This window comes from Sulfitobacter sp. GN1-4 (genome assembly GCF_055693825.1).
Genome location: NZ_JBVFUQ010000003.1, coordinates 3439922 through 3455344, shown reverse-complemented (window position 1 = coordinate 3455344; position 15423 = coordinate 3439922). Strand labels below are relative to the sequence as shown.

At 59.6% G+C, this 15423-nt stretch carries 18 protein-coding genes; 9 read left to right on the top strand and 9 right to left on the bottom strand.

Annotation, left to right across the window (positions count from 1 at the left end; all coding sequences use genetic code 11):
• Window positions 1-28: 28 nt before the first annotated feature.
• The 3 genes from ACZ1HM_RS17615 to ACZ1HM_RS17605 all read left to right on the top strand — a co-directional run bounded on the left by ACZ1HM_RS17615 (window position 29) and on the right by ACZ1HM_RS17605 (window position 2748).
• Complete coding sequence (locus tag ACZ1HM_RS17615; protein WP_472743944.1) at window positions 29-772, top strand: sensor histidine kinase; 744 nt, start codon at window positions 29-31, stop codon at window positions 770-772.
• A gap of 173 nt (window positions 773-945) precedes the next feature.
• Window positions 946-1539 (top strand): response regulator, encoded by a 594-nt coding sequence (locus ACZ1HM_RS17610; RefSeq protein WP_472743943.1) that lies wholly within the window; start codon window positions 946-948, stop codon window positions 1537-1539.
• A gap of 360 nt (window positions 1540-1899) precedes the next feature.
• Complete coding sequence (locus tag ACZ1HM_RS17605; RefSeq protein WP_472743942.1) at window positions 1900-2748, top strand: DMT family transporter; 849 nt, start codon at window positions 1900-1902, stop codon at window positions 2746-2748.
• On the opposite strand, the gene ACZ1HM_RS17600 is transcribed toward ACZ1HM_RS17605, so the two are convergent.
• A complete protein-coding gene (locus tag ACZ1HM_RS17600) occupies window positions 2714-3169 on the bottom strand; it encodes an NUDIX domain-containing protein (protein ID WP_472743941.1) in 456 nt (151 codons plus the stop codon). The genes ACZ1HM_RS17605 and ACZ1HM_RS17600 overlap by 35 nt on opposite strands.
• 70 nt (window positions 3170-3239) lie before the next feature.
• Here ACZ1HM_RS17600 and ACZ1HM_RS17595 point away from each other — a divergent pair, with 70 nt between their 5' ends.
• On the top strand, window positions 3240-4046 hold the full coding sequence (locus ACZ1HM_RS17595) for an alpha/beta fold hydrolase (RefSeq protein ID WP_472743940.1): 807 nt from the start codon (window positions 3240-3242) through the stop codon (window positions 4044-4046).
• Window positions 4033-5175 (top strand): alpha-D-ribose 1-methylphosphonate 5-triphosphate diphosphatase, encoded by a 1143-nt coding sequence (locus tag ACZ1HM_RS17590; protein ID WP_472743939.1) that lies wholly within the window; start codon window positions 4033-4035, stop codon window positions 5173-5175. Before ACZ1HM_RS17595 ends, ACZ1HM_RS17590 begins: the two co-directional genes overlap by 14 nt.
• Here ACZ1HM_RS17590 and ACZ1HM_RS17585 read toward each other — a convergent pair.
• The 3 genes from ACZ1HM_RS17585 to ACZ1HM_RS17575 form a co-directional block, all read right to left on the bottom strand.
• On the bottom strand, window positions 5165-6232 hold the full coding sequence (locus tag ACZ1HM_RS17585) for a 5-(carboxyamino)imidazole ribonucleotide synthase (RefSeq protein ID WP_472743938.1): 1068 nt from the start codon (window positions 6230-6232) through the stop codon (window positions 5165-5167). The two genes, ACZ1HM_RS17590 and ACZ1HM_RS17585, sit on opposite strands and share 11 nt — an antisense overlap.
• Window positions 6225-6713, bottom strand: coding sequence for a 5-(carboxyamino)imidazole ribonucleotide mutase (purE, locus tag ACZ1HM_RS17580; RefSeq protein WP_472743937.1), 489 nt, complete (start codon window positions 6711-6713; stop codon window positions 6225-6227). The genes ACZ1HM_RS17585 and purE overlap by 8 nt, the downstream gene beginning before the upstream one ends.
• Window positions 6714-6802: 89 nt before the next feature.
• Window positions 6803-7027, bottom strand: coding sequence for a YdcH family protein (locus ACZ1HM_RS17575; RefSeq protein ID WP_472743936.1), 225 nt, complete (start codon window positions 7025-7027; stop codon window positions 6803-6805).
• A 161-nt stretch (window positions 7028-7188) separates the two neighbouring features.
• Between ACZ1HM_RS17575 and ACZ1HM_RS17570 the strand changes: the two genes are divergently transcribed.
• From ACZ1HM_RS17570 to ACZ1HM_RS17560, 3 genes are all read left to right on the top strand, one after another.
• Window positions 7189-7602, top strand: coding sequence for an Hsp20 family protein (locus ACZ1HM_RS17570; RefSeq protein WP_472743935.1), 414 nt, complete (start codon window positions 7189-7191; stop codon window positions 7600-7602).
• Between the two features lie 5 nt (window positions 7603-7607).
• Complete coding sequence (locus tag ACZ1HM_RS17565; protein ID WP_472743934.1) at window positions 7608-7826, top strand: DUF1150 family protein; 219 nt, start codon at window positions 7608-7610, stop codon at window positions 7824-7826.
• A gap of 85 nt (window positions 7827-7911) precedes the next feature.
• Entirely contained in the window at window positions 7912-8790 is an 879-nt protein-coding gene (locus tag ACZ1HM_RS17560; protein ID WP_472743933.1) for a PhzF family phenazine biosynthesis protein, read from the top strand.
• A 102-nt stretch (window positions 8791-8892) separates the two neighbouring features.
• On the opposite strand, the gene ACZ1HM_RS17555 is transcribed toward ACZ1HM_RS17560, so the two are convergent.
• The 3 genes from ACZ1HM_RS17555 to trxB all read right to left on the bottom strand — a co-directional run bounded on the left by ACZ1HM_RS17555 (window position 8893) and on the right by trxB (window position 13485).
• The gene (locus ACZ1HM_RS17555; protein ID WP_472743932.1) at window positions 8893-10611 is read right to left on the bottom strand and encodes a bifunctional sulfate adenylyltransferase/adenylylsulfate kinase; all 1719 of its coding nucleotides are present in this window, start codon (window positions 10609-10611) and stop codon (window positions 8893-8895) included.
• Between the two features lie 130 nt (window positions 10612-10741).
• Complete coding sequence (locus ACZ1HM_RS17550) at window positions 10742-12442, bottom strand: adenylate/guanylate cyclase domain-containing protein (protein WP_472743931.1); 1701 nt, start codon at window positions 12440-12442, stop codon at window positions 10742-10744.
• Window positions 12443-12495: 53 nt separating this feature from the next.
• Window positions 12496-13485 (bottom strand): thioredoxin-disulfide reductase, encoded by a 990-nt coding sequence (gene trxB, locus ACZ1HM_RS17545; protein ID WP_472743930.1) that lies wholly within the window; start codon window positions 13483-13485, stop codon window positions 12496-12498.
• 203 nt (window positions 13486-13688) lie between these two features.
• On the opposite strand from trxB, the gene ACZ1HM_RS17540 reads away from it, so the two are divergent.
• Window positions 13689-14189 carry an Lrp/AsnC family transcriptional regulator gene (locus ACZ1HM_RS17540; RefSeq protein WP_472743929.1) on the top strand — a complete coding sequence of 167 codons (501 nt, stop codon included), beginning with the start codon at window positions 13689-13691 and terminating at the stop codon, window positions 14187-14189.
• Here the strand turns inward: ACZ1HM_RS17540 and ACZ1HM_RS17535 are convergent.
• The gene (locus ACZ1HM_RS17535) at window positions 14179-14961 is read right to left on the bottom strand and encodes a Hint domain-containing protein (protein WP_472743928.1); all 783 of its coding nucleotides are present in this window, start codon (window positions 14959-14961) and stop codon (window positions 14179-14181) included. The genes ACZ1HM_RS17540 and ACZ1HM_RS17535 overlap by 11 nt on opposite strands.
• Window positions 14962-15269: 308 nt before the next feature.
• Window positions 15270-15413 (bottom strand): hypothetical protein, encoded by a 144-nt coding sequence (locus ACZ1HM_RS17530; protein ID WP_472743927.1) that lies wholly within the window; start codon window positions 15411-15413, stop codon window positions 15270-15272.
• Window positions 15414-15423 lie beyond the last annotated feature (10 nt).

Sequence of the window (15423 nt, the reverse complement as noted above, 5' to 3'; positions counted from 1 at the left end):
CGGTCACTAATCCGCAGATGAGGTCGCCATGTCAGCCCAACCGTCTTCCCAGGTCGTCTCTGCGGCGTCCGCGCAGCATGGTCGATCAGATCCGGCTAAGGAATTTGAAGACTTCATTTATTTGATCAGCCATGACGTGCGCAGTTCGGTCCGCGCTTTGATTGAGCTGCCACAATGGATCGTCGAAGATCTGCAGGACGCCGGTGTTCCCATTGAAGGGTCTGTGGCCTCTTCTATCGAAATGATGAACCGGCACACCGGCAGGCTGGACCGGATGTTGGTGGATCTGCTTGCCTATTCGCGGATTGGCCGCATGCAAAGCGTTGTGGCACATGATTTGACGCAAATTCTGGATCAGGTGCTGGATGAATTTCAGGTTCCTTCCGCCTTTACCGTCGTGCGCGATTTTGAGGCTGAAACCCTCATTCTAGGGGATCGCGATGTGCTGATGCTTTTCGGGGCGCTTCTTCAAAACGCGGTGCGCCACCATGATAAACCCGCTGGTCGGGTCATTGTATCGACAGGATGGGAAGGGCCGTTCTTTGTGCTGCGCGTTGCAGACGACGGGCCTGGTGTCGCAGAAAAATTCCGCGAACGGGCCTTTGGTGTCATGCAAACCCTGCGCCCCCGGGACGAGGTTGAGGGCAGCGGGCTGGGTTTGTCAAACGTGCGCAAAATCGCTGAACTCAACGGGGGAACAGCGCATATGATCGCCTCCCCCTATGGGCGTGGCACCTGTGTTGAGGTGCGGCTGCTCCAGCCCAGGGCGTAGCGCCGAACGGGACAAAATGAAGCACTTCCGCGCGCTGAGTTAAGAAATGCGCAGGATTTTGGCGCAATCCTGTATCCATCGGACCTGAGAAGGAGAAGGCAAATGCTGCACACATCGTCCACATCTTCGTCCATGCCACATCCGCTGCCCGCCCCCGTGACATACGGGCGCTGTTGCTTGATGACAGCAGCTTTGATCGCGCGCGCATCCGGCGGCTGAGCCAGAAAACCAAGCTGTCGATTGAACTGGATGAGGTCGACAGCATCGAACAGCTGGACCGCGCTGTGGCTAAGGCGGATTATGATCTGATCCTGATTGACTACCGCTTGCCCGTTGGCGACGGGATGGAGGCGTTGGATCTGATCCTGCGCAACGATTTGAACCGCGATGCAGGCAAGATCATGATCACAGGGGATGGCGCACGCCAAACCGTTGTGCAAGCGATGCGCAGCGGCTGCCATGATTTTCTGACCAAAGAAGAGATGGATGTAGAAGCCTTACGCGGTGCCATCTTGAACGCGCTCAAAGCGGCCCACGCCCGTCAGACAAGTCTGTTGCACCTGGAAGAGCAAAAAGAGGTTATTCGCCAGGGCCTTGTCGCTGCTATGCAGGACAGCGAAGTGCAGGGCAACGTCGTCTCGCTCGTCCAAAGCCAGCTGCGCCACCTCGGTATTTCGCCGGATCAGGCCCGCAGCGGCATGGCCGTTGAAGACCTGGAGGCGCTTTTGGCAGATGCCGGCGACCGCGACAGGTTCACCTTTCACTAGGGTCAGGACCCATTCACCTCACCCGACTGGTTGACAAATTTTCTCGTGACAAGGCACATCTGCGCAGGAACTCTTGTTGAATTTCAGCCAGATGTACCGCCCCTCTCGCGGCATTGCCGTGCAATGCGATGACGGGCAGCGGATCACGGGAAAATCCGTCAAATCTAAAGGACGACAAACCGCGAAGTTTCAGCGGCATGAGCCATTTGCACTTAACCTGTTCGGCGCGGACATGTCGCAAACCACTGCAACTTCGCGGTATTAACGCCAGCGGAGAGAAAGGAATGGGGCCTGACCCTACGCAGTGCATAACCGGCAAGTGTATTGCCGCCGCCTGGTAAACTGCATTAAGGCAAGGACATGCGCCTTGTCCTTGCCACCGTCCTGACGATGATCGCCTTTGCGGCAAACTCCATCCTGACACGCATGGCGATCGATGGTGGGTATATTGATCCATCAGGCTTTGCGCTGGTGCGTGTTGTCTCAGGCGCCGTTGTACTTGGCATGATCATCACCCTGCGCAGCGGCGGCTTTCCCCTCTTGCGGCGCAATCGTATTCCAGGGGCGCTCAGCCTGGCGGTCTATTTGGTTGGGTTTTCCCTTGCCTATCTCACACTTGACGCGGGGCTGGGGGCTTTGATCCTTTTCGGGGTCGTTCAGATCACGATGTTCGCCCACGCCACGCTCACCGGCAACACGCCGACGCAACGCCAGATTGCCGGGGGCAGCCTGGCTTTTCTGGGGCTAATCATTGCCCTTTGGCCGGGGCCGGGGGGCGTGGCGGATCTTGGGGGTGCGGTGCTGATGGTCTTTGCCGGGATCGGCTGGGGGGCTTACACGATCATCGGCAAAGGGGCCGAGGATCCACTGGCTGCAACAACCGCCAATTTCGTCCTTTGTGTGCCCATCCTGATGGTGCTTTTGGTGGGCACGGGGCTGCGGTTCAGCGTGCAGGGCATCGCGCTGGGCATTCTGTGCGGTGGGCTGACCTCTGGTTTGGGCTACGCCCTTTGGTACAGCGTGTTGCCGAAACTGCAGGGGGCCACGGCTGCGATTGTTCAGCTGAGCGTGCCCATTCTGGCAATCCTGGCAGGCGCGCTGTTCTTAGGCGAAACCGTGGGTCTGACCGTTCTGGCCGCAACCGTTTTGGTGGTTGGCGGTATCGGTTGGTCGGTCACCGGACCAGCGGCTCAAGCGGGTCGTAGATAACCGTATCTGCATTCTCAAACGCAACTTGGGCCAAGCTATCGGGCTTGTGTCTCAGCTGGCGCAGCTCTTGCGGCGTTACCCAATGCCATTCCGTCACGATCTTTTCGGTGTCCTGCCATGCCGGATCAACCTGTGCTGTGCCGACTAAGGTGCAGCGAAAATAGATATCGACCTGATGAAAGGCGCTGGCGGGATCGTGAAATTCGTTCACCAAACAGGGCGCACCCACCTCAATCTCCAGCCCGGTTTCTTCGAAAACCTCGCGGCGCAGGTTGTCGGGCAAAGACGATCCAACTTCGGCACCGCCTCCCGGCGCACAAAGCAGATCACTTTGCCCATCCGCGAAGGCGTTGACCAACAAAAGCCGTCCCTCATGCAAGATAATCGCACGCACCGCCAAGCGCGGAGATTTTGGGCGCATAATCGTAGTTTCCTTGTCTCTTGCGCTTGCAGCATTTCATACCGGCGCAAATCAGTCTATCTGAACTCTCATGCGCTTACCTGCTCTCTTTACGGCCTGTTTCGCCCTGCTGACTGCCTGTCAGTCCGTCGCTCAAGAACGGTGCGCGGTGCTGCTGCATGGCTTGGCGCGCACGGAAAGCTCTTTTGCCCTGATGGAAGCGGCACTTGAGACCGAAGGCTACCGCATCATCCGTCCGGGCTATCCCTCGACCGAAGCCCCGATAGAAGAGCTGACACGCCGCACCATCCCAGACGCGGTGGCGGCCTGCGGGACGCAGACGGTGGATTTCGTGACCCATTCCATGGGCGGCATTCTGGTGCGGCAGTGGATGGCGGAAACCAATGATCCGCGTATTGGCCGCGTTGTCATGCTGGGGCCACCGAACCAGGGCAGTGAAGTTGTCGATAGCTTGGACAACATCGCCGCCTTTGACTGGATCAACGGCCCGGCTGGCGCGCAGATGGGGACAGGGGCGGATTCGTTACCGCGCAGCCTGCCACCGGTGACGTTTGAACTTGGCGTGATTGCGGGATCGCAATCTTTGAACCCCTATTTTTCGACCCTGTTGCCGGGCCCGGATGACGGCAAGGTTTCGGTCGCTTCAACCCGTGTGGAAGGGATGAAAGACCATGTCATCATGCCCGTGACCCATACGTTTATGATGAACAACCCCCGTGTCATCGCCCAATCCATGGCGTTCTTGCGCGATGGCGTTTTTGACCGGTCGATGGGGTGGTTCGAAGGTGTGCTTGAATCGATTGGCTGCCCCGATGGCGACTGCATCACCGGTGAGGATGAGGATAAGGACGAGGAAGGCGACAATGCCAAACCTTGATCTTGTCGGGGGGCAGGTGCTGCGCCCTGAGGGCCTGACGCCGACCCGGCTGTCCTTTGCGGAGGGGCTGATTTGCGGCGATACCACCGGGCGCGAAATTGATCTGAGCGGTTTTCTGATCCTGCCGGGCATCGTTGATCTGCACGGCGACGGGTTTGAACGTCACTTGGCGCAACGCCGCGGCGCGATGAAGCAACTGGATGCGGGGTTGGTCGCCACCGAAGCCGAGCTTGCCGCGAATGGCATCACGACGGCGATCCTGGCGCAGTTTGTCAGCTGGGAAGGCGGCATGCGGGGCCTCGATTTCGCTAAACGGGTTTTTCAGGCGATCAGGGATGTGAACCCGGCGCTGGTCACGGATCTGCACGCCCAGCTGCGCTTTGAAACGCATCTGTTGGATCTTTACGCTGATCTGCCGGGCTGGCTGTCTGAATGGGCGGTCCGCTATATCGTTTTCAACGATCATCTGCCGCATGACCGGTTGGCAGCAGGCAAGCTGCCGCGCCGGCTGAACGGGCAGGCGTTAAAGGCGGGGCGCAGCCCGGAAAAACACCACGCCTACATGCGTGATCTGCACGCGCAATCCTCCCAGGTGCCCACGGCGCTCAAGGCGCTTTGCCCGCAGTTGGCCGCGCAGGGCATCCGTATGGGCAGCCATGATGATGCAAAGCCTGAAACCCGCGCATGGTGGCGCGCCCAAGGCGTGTCCATCGCCGAATTCCCCGAAGCCCTGCCCGCAGCCGAGGCCGCGCATGCGGAGGGCGATGCCGTGCTGATGGGGGCACCCAATGTGGTGCGCGGGGGGTCTCACAACGGGAACCTGTCGGCCATCGACGTGATCTCAATGGGGTATGTGAACGGCATCGCCTCTGACTATCACTATCCATCCCCGCGCCGGGCGGCCCTGATGCTGGCAGACAGCGGCGTGTGCAGCTTGGCTCAGGCCTGGCATCTGGTCTCTGGCGGTCCGGCACAGGTGCTGGGCTTTGACGACCGGGGCGTTTTGATCCCGGGCAAACGCGCTGACATGGTGATCCTGGATCAACAGACCCGCCGTGTCGCGGCCACGTTTGTGGCGGGGCAGGTGTCTTATATGGCGGGCGACGTCGCGGCGCGGTTTATCGGCTGATCCGGTTCACATGCCCCATCTTGCGGCCCGGCTTTACCTCTGCTTTGCCATATAGATGCAGCGCTGCATCCGGCTCTTGGGCGATGCTGGGCACGCGGTCCATGTCATCGCCAATGAGATTCTCCATCACCACATCCGTATGCCGTGATCCATCCCCCAAGGGCCAACCGGCAATGGCGCGGATGTGTTGTTCAAACTGATCAACCGCACAGCCGTTTTGGGTCCAATGGCCTGAATTATGCACGCGGGGGGCAATTTCGTTCACGATCAGACCGCGCGGGGTCACAAAAAGCTCCACGCCCAGAACGCCCACATAATCCAGCGCATTCAGGATCCGTCCGGCCAGCAAAACCGCGTCCGTCCGTTGGGCCGCGCTCAGCCGGGCAGGGACTGTGGTGGTGTGCAATATACCGTCCCGGTGCACGTTCTCGCCCGGATCAAAACAGGCCACTTCCCCCGAAACACCCCGCGCCGCGATCACCGACACCTCGTGTGAAAAATCAACGAAGCCTTCCAGGATCGCAGGCGCGCCCTGCATGTCATCCAACGCCCCGCTTGCATCTTCTGGTGTGCTGAGCCGGGCTTGGCCCTTGCCGTCATAGCCGAACCGCCGGGTCTTCAGGATCGACGGCGCGCCAATCTCTTGGACAGCGGCGGTCATGGCGGCCGCGTCGGGGATGTCTGCAAAGGGGGCCACGGTCAGGCCCAGGTCTTGCAGGAATGTCTTTTCGGTCAGCCGGTCTTGCGACACCCGCAGCGCCTCACGTCCGGGGCGGATCGGGGCGATGGCTTCGATCACATCCAGCGCGTCTGTGGGGATGTTCTCAAATTCATAGGTGATCACATCGCAGGTCTGGGCAAAGCGGGTCAGCGCCGCGGCGTCGTCATAAGACGCGGTTGTCACCGCATCTGCCACCTGTCCGGCAGGCGGGTTGGCACCGGGTTCAAAGATATGTGTGACAAAGCCCAGCCGTGAGGCCGCGACCGACAACATGCGCCCCAGCTGCCCACCGCCCAGGATGCCAATGGTCGCACCAGGTGAAAGCGGGTTAGTCATCTGAAGGTGCATCCGGGATAGAGGCCGACAGGGCGTCGCGCCAGGCATCAAGCCGCGTGGCCAGTGCGGGGTCTTGCAGCGCCAGAATGCCCGCCGCCATCAAAGCCGCATTTGCGGCCCCTGGCGCCCCGATGGCCATGGTGGCCACCGGAAAGCCCTTGGGCATCTGCACGATGGAATAAAGGGAATCGACACCAGACAGCGCCTTGGTCTGAACCGGCACACCCACCACCGGCACCCGCGTTTTGGAGGCCATCATGCCCGGCAAATGCGCGGCCCCTCCGGCCCCTGCAATGATCACCTGCAGGCCGCGATCTGCGGCAGTTTTGCCATAATCCCACAACCGATCCGGCGTGCGATGGGCGGACACGATCCGGCTCTCATAGGCGATGCCAAGTTCATCCAAAAGATCAGCGGCCTCGCGCATGGTGGCCCAATCAGATTGGGACCCCATGATAATACCGACAGCAGGTGTGGTCATAGTTCTTGGCCTTTGGCTCTCAAGCGGAGCGCGCACTATAGCCAGCCTGAACTGAGGGGCAACGGCCAAGCCGCAACCGAGGGGCGATACTATGCAATGATATCCGGCGTCAGACGGTCTTCGATCATCGCGATCTGATCTTTCAGGCGCAATTTGCGCTTTTTCAGCCGCTGCAAGGTCAGCTGATCCGCCGTGGCGCGTTCGACCAGGGCTTGGATCGCTTCATCCAGATCGCGATGTTCACGGCGAAAAACCTCAAGCTCAACGCGCAAAACCTCATCGGTTTTCATCGAAAGATCGGTGGGTGCGTTCATTTTGAGCGATTCCGTGGCCAGCCTCTGACCTTACAATATAGTGTTCACCTCTATCCCGCAAAACCCTTGCACCGCGTGGCGGGGGCCACCATATTCTTTTTTGCGGGTTGCCTGCATGGGATCCGCTTCTGACTGTCGCTTTTTTTGCAAGGACGTGTCGCATGACAAAGTTAACGCTTGCCTCATACCCGCATATGCTGGGTTTTGAACAGCTTGAGCGTGTGCTGGAACGCACCGCTAAATCCGGTAACGAAGGGTATCCGCCCTTCAACATCGAACAAACCTCTGACTTCAGCTACCGCATCACGTTGGCCGTTGCGGGCTTTGGCGAAGATGACCTGTCGATCACCGTGGAAGACCGCCAATTGGTGATCCGGGGCCGCCAGACCGACGATGGCGATGATCGTGTGTTTTTGCATCGCGGCATCGCGTCACGTCAGTTCCAACGTTCATTTGTGCTAGCTGATGGTGTGGATGTGGGCGAGGCCCGTATGGAAAATGGTCTGCTGCACGTGGATCTGACCCGCGCCAAGCCTGAGACAATTGTGCAAACGATCAAGATCAAGAAAGGGTAAATTCGATGCAAGACATGGCCCAAACCACCGGTGATAGAACGGTTTACGTGAAATCCATCGCCGTGAATGATCTGCCGAAAGACATGCGTGTGCAGGCCGAAGGGCTTGACCTGATCTATGCCGTGCATGACGCCAAGGGCAAGCAGCTGGCGCTTGTGGGGGACCGCAAGCTGGCGTTTTCGCTGGCCCGCCAGCATGATTACGCGCCCGTTATGGTACATTGATCGCCTGGCCGGTTGCAGGAGTGCGACCGCCGGGTAAAGCTGAAAGGCCGCGGGGTTTCCTGCGGCTTTTTTCATGAAAGGGGGGATGATGGCATTTGAATTTGACTGGGTAGACGCCTTTGCCGATGCGCCGTTTGGCGGCAATGGCTGTGCTGTGGTGCATGGCGGTGCGGGGGTGCCGGACGATGTTTGCACCGCCTATGTGCGCGAAACATCTTTGGTGGAATGCACGTTCACCGGGCCGTCGCAGGTGGCCGACATCAAGGTCAAATACTACCTGGCCAGCCAGGAAATCCCCTTTGCTGGTCATCCCACCATCGCAACCGTCGCTGCCATGCGGCACCGGGGTCTGATCGCTGATGGCCCGCTCACGCTTGAGACAGGGGCAGGTTTGGTGCCGGTGGAGGTTGCGGGCACTCAGATCACCATGACCCAAATCGCGCCCAGCTTTGGCATGGAGGTGCCTGCCAAGATCATCGCAGCCGTTGGCGGTTTGGCACCTGAGGACATCATCGCGCCGCCCCAGATTGTCTCAACAGGCCTGCCGTTTTGCGTCACACTGCTGCGCGACAAGGCGGCGGTTGATCGGGTGCGCTTGGATGTCGCCGCGCTTGAGGCGTTTCGCGCGCACACCGGGCTTACTGCTGCGGATGTGATGGAGCCTTATTGGATCACGCGCGAAGGGGCGACCGCCCCGGGCGATACCTATGCGCGTTTGGTTCTGGGCCCCCCAAACCCGCCTGAGGATCCTTTCACAGGGTCCGCCACCGGCGCTGCGGCAAGCTATCTGTGGTCACGCGGGCTGATCGACGCCCCTGCATATCTGGCTGAGCAGGGCCACGGCATGGGCCGGCCCGGCCAAGCGCAGGTTGAGGTTTTGGGCCCGCCCGATGCGATCACCGGCGTCAAGGTCGGCGGGCAGGGCGTGGTGGTCATGTCGGGCGAGGTCTTCTTGCCGGTCTGACCCCCAAAACGGCAGCACCCCGGACAGGGTCCAGGGTGCGTCTGTGTCATTCTGCGCGGTGACGCGCTTTGACTTGGCGAGGTGATCTTAAGGGCCTGCCGCTTACTGCGCGGCAATCAGCCCCATGCTTTCCAGCTTCAAAAGCACCTGATGGGCGCAATTGTCCACTTCGACATTTTCGGTCTCAACCCGCAGCTCAGGATTTTCTGGCACATCGTAAGGGTCTGAAATGCCGGTGAATTCCTTGATCTTGCCTTCGCGCGCCAGCTTATACAGACCCTTGCGGTCGCGCCGCTCACATTCTTCCAGGCTGGTGGCCACATGCACTTCGACAAAGGCGCCAAAGCCTTCGATGTCTTCGCGTACCGCACGGCGGGTGGTGGCATAAGGGGCGATCGGGGCGCAGATGGCGATCCCGCCGTTTTTGGTGATTTCACTTGCGACATAACCGATGCGGCGGATGTTCAAATCGCGGTGTTCTTTGGAAAAGCCCAGCTCAGAGGACAGGTTCTTGCGAACAATGTCGCCATCCAAGAGCGTCACGGGCCGTCCCCCCATTTCCATCAGTTTGACCATCAGCGCGTTGGCGATGGTCGATTTGCCAGAGCCTGAGAACCCGGTGAAGAAAACCGTAAACCCTTGCTGAGAGCGTGGCGGCCGCGTGCGGCGCAGTTCGGTGACCACTTCGGGGAAAGAGAACCACTCAGGGATCTCCAGGCCTTCTTGCAGACGACGGCGCAGCTCAGTGCCTGAGATGTTCAGGATGGTGACATCGTCTTTGTCCAGGATCTCATCGGCGGGCTCATATTGGGCGCGTTCTTGCACATAAACCATGTGCTTAAAGTCGACCATTTCGATGCCCATCTCTTCCTGGTGTTCGCGGAACAGATCTTGTGCATCATAGGGGCCATAGAAATCCTCACCTGCGGAATTCTTACCCGGCCCCGCGTGATCCCGGCCCACGATGAAATGCGTGCAGCCGTGGTTTTTGCGGATCAGCCCGTGCCAGACTGCTTCCCGTGGGCCTGCCATGCGCATGGCAAGGTTCAGCAGGCTCATGTTGGTGGTGGCGGCGGGGTATTTATCAAGCACCGCCTCATAGCAGCGCACGCGGGTAAAGTGATCCACGTCGCCGGGTTTCGTCATGCCCACAACCGGATGGATTAGCAGGTTCGCCTGCGCCTCACGGGCGGCGCGGAACGTCAGCTCTTGGTGCGCGCGGTGCAGCGGGTTGCGGGTTTGAAACGCCACGACCTTGCGCCAGCCAAGTTTGCGGAAATAGGCGCGCAATTCGTTGGGCGTGTCGCGACGGGCACGGAAATCGTAATGCACGGGCTGTTGAATGCCGGTTACAGGCCCGCCCAAGTACACCGCGCCTGCCTGGTTGTGCAGATAATTGACGGCCGGATGTGCCGCGTCATCGGCGCCAAAAACCTTCTCCGCTTCGCGCGCCTTGTTCGGCGTGAAGCGGTCCGTCACGGTCATCGTGGCCAGAATAACGCCTTCTTGATCGCGCAGCGCGATGTCCTGCCCAATCTCAAGGCTGTCGGCAAAGCTTTCGCTGACATCCAGCGTGATGGGCATGGGCCACAGCGTGCCGTCCGCAAGGCGCATGTTTTCGACAACGCCGTCATAATCCTCTTGCGACAAGAACCCTTTGAGCGGGTTGAAGCCGCCGTTCATCAGAAGTTCCAGATCGCAGATCTGGCGCGGCGTCAGGTCGTGGCTGACAAGCTCGGCCGCGTCCAGCTTCATCTTCTGCGCAGACTCGTAGGATACGTAAAGTTCAGGGATCGGGGTCAGGTTGGGTAGCATGCTCATGTCGTGTCTCGTGTTGCCTCGTTCTGGTGTGCCCAGTTTCTTGCCCTATGCCGCTTCCTGGTTGCAAAAGTCTAGGTGGACATCGGTTTAACGGTAAAAAAGTCATCAAAAGGTGCAGGAATGCCGGGAATTACTGCGCTGGCACTGTTTCTTGGGCCGTTTTTTGCGTGATCAGGTCGTGCAAATCGCTCGCCTCTTTTACAGGCCAGGCGGGCAGCGGGGTGCTAAGCCCACGCAATTCCAACGCGATGAAATCAGATGCGGGCAGGTGAATGCCCGCCTTTTCCAATAGTGGCAATGAAATCAACGCCTGCACTTTGTGCTCTTTGGTGACGCCTTCGATGCGGGATGCGGTGTTGACCGTATCACCGATCAAGGTGCGCGGTGCTGCACCCGCCGCCCCGATCTCCCCCAGCACAACCTCACCCAAATGCGCGCCAATGCCAATGGCGACAGGGCTTTGCCCCTCAGAGGCTAGGGTTTCATTAAACTCAGCCAAGGCTTGACCGATCCGCTCAATCGCGCGCAATGCGGCCTTGGCTGAGCTTGTCGCGTCAGCTGTTTCAAACACGGCCAGAAACCCGTCGCCCAGGTATTTGTCGATGGTGCCGCCTTCGTTGAGGATGCCGGGGACGATCGCATCAAAGAAACGGTTCAACAAAAACACCACGTCATAGGGCAACTGCCCTGTGGTGCGCGCTGTAAATCCGCGCATGTCGAGAAAGAGCAGCGCCAGCTCCTTTTCTTCGCCCTGGCTTGCGTGTTCGCGGTGCTTGCGCCGACCGTCTGATTGGAACACCCGAAACACGGTCATCGGGTCCATGGGCTTGATCTGACAGGCCAGGCGTGTGTTCGGTTCTGCGCCTACGGCCGCCAGGCTTTTGGCTTCTGCATCGCTGGGGGGATGCAGCAGGTCAGCCCCTTCCACCACCAAGACGCGGCAGGTCGTACAGCGTCCCCGCCCGCCACAAAGCGCTGCATGGGGGATGCCCCGCATTCGCGACATTTCCAACAAAGTCAGGCCTTTGGGCGCGGTAATCTCTCCGCCCCGTGCATATTTGATCCGAACGGAGCGTTTGCGCAGCCGCACGAATTTCACGATGTAGGCCAAAGCGACGGCCAACATGATAACCCCGAACCCCCACAACGCCTGATCGCTTTGCCGGATAAGCGCGCCAAAGGTCGCCCCGTCGGGAAAGTTGAAACGCTGGGCAAGTGCGGCTTGTTGCTCAGGATCAGCCCAGGCCGCATTCACGCGGCGGCCTTCCACCAGAAACCCCGCCAACGCAAATCCAGGCACCAGTGCGGCAAGTCCTGCCATCACCGGTAAGGCATCGCGCCACCACTTTTGGCTGCGCAGCCAGAAATGCAGGCCGATGCAGCTGTGAACCCAGACGATCAGCAACAGCGCGCTTTGCTTCCAGCCGTCCAATGTGCCGTGGATCAACAGCATGATGTAGCTCATCTCATCATTCACGCCGAACTGCTGATGCGCGCCGCGCGTGTGCACAAGATGGGCCGCAAGAAGCACAGGGATGACCAAGCCAAGTGCGATCTGCAGCGCCTCCCAAAAGGGCATGCGCAGCGTGCCGCGTTTGGCCAGTTTGAGCAAAGCCAAGCCCACATGCACAAAAAGCGCGCCGTAAAGCAGAAGAGAGCCTACGTCGCTGCGGGTCACGGCCTTGCGGGCCTCTTGCGCGGCCAGCATGATCTCGGTTGAAAAAAGACCCAAGCCCACGTTCAAAAAATGGGTGAGCGCAAAGGCGAACAGCACAAGCCCGCTTGCGATGCGCATGCGTGTCGCCCAGTTGCCGCGCCAGATGTCGTTCATTGTCTGCCCTCAGGTGTCACAACACCTTGGAAGGCGGGCGGCTTGGCGTCAACTCACTCAGCGACCTGAACGACGGGTGCGGCGTGGGCATCGGCGTTTTCGCCTTCGCCTTCGGCCAGGAAACGTTCCGCTTCAAGGGCGGCCATGCAGCCCATGCCGGCACTTGTCACAGCTTGGCGGTACTTGTGATCGGTCAGATCGCCTGCGGCAAAGACACCGGGCACGGATGTCGCGGTGCTGTCGGGTTGGGTCACCACATAGCCGCCCATGTGCGTCTCCAGCGTGTCTTTGACCAATTCGTTGGCGGGTGCATGGCCGATGGCCACAAAGACGCCCTTGCACGGGATGTCGGTAATCTCGCCGGTTTTGGTGTGCTTGACCTTGATGCCTTCCACTCCCAGTGGGCTGTCGCCGCCATAGACTTCTTCCAGCGTGTGAAACCAAAGCGGTTCAATCTTGGGGTTCTTCATCAGCCGGTCGATCAGGATCTTTTCGGCACGCAGCTCATCGCGCCGGTGCACAAGCGTGACCTTGGAGGCGAAGTTCGTCAGGAACAGTGCCTCTTCTACGGCGGTGTTGCCCCCGCCAATGACCACAATCTCTTGGCCGCGGTAAAAGAAGCCGTCGCAGGTGGCGCAGGCAGAAACGCCGAAGCCTTTGAATTTCTCTTCGCTTTCCAGCCCCAGCCATTTCGCGCGTGCCCCAGTCGCCAGGATCACCGCGTCGGCCACATAGGTCGTGCCGCTGTCGCTTTTGGCGTGGAACGGACGGGACGACAGATCAAGGTCGGTGATGATGTCGGCGATGATTTCCGTGCCCATGGCCTTGGCATGTGCCTCCATGCGCACCATCAAATCGGGGCCCTGCACCTCTGTATCGCCGGGCCAGTTCTCAACCTCGGTGGTTGTGGTGAGCTGGCCGCCCGGCTCAATGCCCTGCACCAGGATCGGCTCCAACATGGCGCGGCTGGCATAGACTCCAGCGGTATAGCCCGCAGGGCCGGACCCGATGATCAGTACCTTGGTCTTGCGTGTCTCAGCCATGTGAATCCCCTCGCGTTCTTCGATGCAGCCCGTCCGATATAGCCCCCCGGCAGGCCAACTTAAAGCCCTGCTGGAGCGCTTGGCGTGCGCGTTATTTGGGCATTGCTCAAGAGGGGATTAGAAAGAATATTGCGTCTTTGCGAAACATTATTGCGCCCAGCCCGCGCCCTGTTATAAGAATCGCGAATTGAAAGGGACATTCAATGGCATCCACACGGCTTGATCCGATTGATCGGAAAATTCTGGCTGAGCTGCAGGCAGACGGGCGTATGACCAATGTAGAGTTGGCCAAACGTGTGGGCATCTCCGCGCCGCCCTGTCTGCGCCGGGTCCGCACGCTGGAAGAGCAGGGCTATATCAAAGGCTACCACGCCGATGTCGATGCCCGTGAGCTTGGGTTTGAAGTACAGGTCTTTGCCATGGTCGGTTTGGCCAGCCAGGCAGAGGTGGATCTGAGCGCGTTTGAGGAAAAGTGCCGCGCCTGGCCGCTGGTGCGTGAGTGTCACATGCTCAACGGCGAGGTGGATTTCATCCTCAAATGCGTGGCCCCCGACCTGTCCAGCTTTCAAAGCTTTCTGACGGGTGAGTTGTTAACCACGCCCAACGTCGAAAGCGTGAAGACCAGCCTTGTCATTCGGGGTGCCAAGGATGAGCCCGGCGTGCCCTTTGACGTGATGGAACAGCGGTTGGAAGTTAAGCCATAACCTGACCAAATTCCGCCCCTGGCACCGGTTCTGGTGCGCGGGGGTAGGCCACTGGCCCAAAATCGCTGATCCGCGTGATATGCGGGAACATCGCCATGAAGCGCGTGCGCAACGCTTCTGAAACAGACAGCGTGGCGTTGGCCCCAGGGTGATAGCTTTCAATTTCGATGCCGCTGGCGATCATCACTGCGTGCCGCGCAAGGCACAGATGGAATAGGCGGATGGGCGTGGGCGGGACGACTTCGATCACATTGACGCCATCCACGAAGGTGTTCAGCGACACCAACATGCGTTTTTCGCCCGCCTCTGCGCGCAATTCATGCGGCGTGTGCAGGATACGCGCCGCAGGCCCCAGCGTCAGATAGCTGTCGGGGCGTCCCCTGCCAAAGGCATCCGGCATGATGCGGCAGAGCGGCAACCGCCGTCCGGCATCGGCTGGCACAAAGTTGCTGGAGCCGATCCAAACTAGCTTTTCCGCGCCGCCATCCGCGGTGCTGATCATATCGCCGGGCTGCAAATCTTCGACAGCAACATCGCCATCCGGCGTGGTGATCAACGTCCCACGGGCAAAGGCGGAAAAGGCGTTTTCAAAAAGGTGAATGGCAGGCGCACTGTCTTGTCCGATGATCAGCGATCCGTCCGGGCGCAGGGCGGCAAACTCAAAACTGCGCTGCGGAATCTTCGACAGCGGCGAAACCCGGCCCTGCTGGCCAGAGGTCTGTTTGTCGGTCACAACCGTTTTCTTTGCGCCGTAGGCGGTATTCAGCGTCATGCGATCACCCTCACTCAGGTTGGTCACATCCGTGTCGGCCCCCACCGACGAGCACGGAAATAACGAACGTCATTTCAGTAGCGAAGACCTGAATGGCCCAAGCGCGCGTGCGAAGTCAAAACCGGGGGGAATTGATGCGATATTTGAGTCCAATGTTTGCAGACAACGCCTTTCTGTTTCCTTAATTTACGCCCCGGCGCCACATTCTCGGCCCAGGTTGGAAAACGAAAAAGCCCCGGATGCGTCGAATCGCATCCGGGGCTTTTTCAAGACAATCAGGCCCGGCAGTAGGGCCTAAAAGCGTTAGGTTAAGCGGTTTTCTGGTCGGCTTCCATGCCGTTGCGCTTGGCAATAAAGGCCTTGCGGCGCGCGCCGCGGGCCCATGGCATCGCGGTCTCTTCTTTGGCAGCAGCTTCTACAATCGCTTTGATGAAACGTGTGTTGGTGTTCATGGCTCTCATC

Coding starts and splice junctions, on each gene's coding strand:
- ACZ1HM_RS17530 (WP_472743927.1), bottom strand. CDS start 15,413: ATGAACACCAACACACGTTTCATCAAAGCGATTGTAGAAGCTGCTGCC.
- ACZ1HM_RS17550 (WP_472743931.1), bottom strand. CDS start 12,442: ATGAACGACATCTGGCGCGGCAACTGGGCGACACGCATGCGCATCGCA.
- ACZ1HM_RS17585 (WP_472743938.1), bottom strand. CDS start 6,232: ATGACTAACCCGCTTTCACCTGGTGCGACCATTGGCATCCTGGGCGGT.
- ACZ1HM_RS17590 (WP_472743939.1), top strand. CDS start 4,033: ATGCCAAACCTTGATCTTGTCGGGGGGCAGGTGCTGCGCCCTGAGGGC.
- ACZ1HM_RS17560 (WP_472743933.1), top strand. CDS start 7,912: ATGATGGCATTTGAATTTGACTGGGTAGACGCCTTTGCCGATGCGCCG.
- trxB (WP_472743930.1), bottom strand. CDS start 13,485: ATGGCTGAGACACGCAAGACCAAGGTACTGATCATCGGGTCCGGCCCT.
- ACZ1HM_RS17615 (WP_472743944.1), top strand. CDS start 29: ATGTCAGCCCAACCGTCTTCCCAGGTCGTCTCTGCGGCGTCCGCGCAG.
- ACZ1HM_RS17570 (WP_472743935.1), top strand. CDS start 7,189: ATGACAAAGTTAACGCTTGCCTCATACCCGCATATGCTGGGTTTTGAA.
- ACZ1HM_RS17565 (WP_472743934.1), top strand. CDS start 7,608: ATGCAAGACATGGCCCAAACCACCGGTGATAGAACGGTTTACGTGAAA.
- ACZ1HM_RS17540 (WP_472743929.1), top strand. CDS start 13,689: ATGGCATCCACACGGCTTGATCCGATTGATCGGAAAATTCTGGCTGAG.
- ACZ1HM_RS17600 (WP_472743941.1), bottom strand. CDS start 3,169: ATGCGCCCAAAATCTCCGCGCTTGGCGGTGCGTGCGATTATCTTGCAT.
- ACZ1HM_RS17605 (WP_472743942.1), top strand. CDS start 1,900: ATGCGCCTTGTCCTTGCCACCGTCCTGACGATGATCGCCTTTGCGGCA.
- ACZ1HM_RS17555 (WP_472743932.1), bottom strand. CDS start 10,611: ATGAGCATGCTACCCAACCTGACCCCGATCCCTGAACTTTACGTATCC.
- ACZ1HM_RS17595 (WP_472743940.1), top strand. CDS start 3,240: ATGCGCTTACCTGCTCTCTTTACGGCCTGTTTCGCCCTGCTGACTGCC.
- purE (WP_472743937.1), bottom strand. CDS start 6,713: ATGACCACACCTGCTGTCGGTATTATCATGGGGTCCCAATCTGATTGG.
- ACZ1HM_RS17535 (WP_472743928.1), bottom strand. CDS start 14,961: ATGACGCTGAATACCGCCTACGGCGCAAAGAAAACGGTTGTGACCGAC.
- ACZ1HM_RS17575 (WP_472743936.1), bottom strand. CDS start 7,027: ATGAACGCACCCACCGATCTTTCGATGAAAACCGATGAGGTTTTGCGC.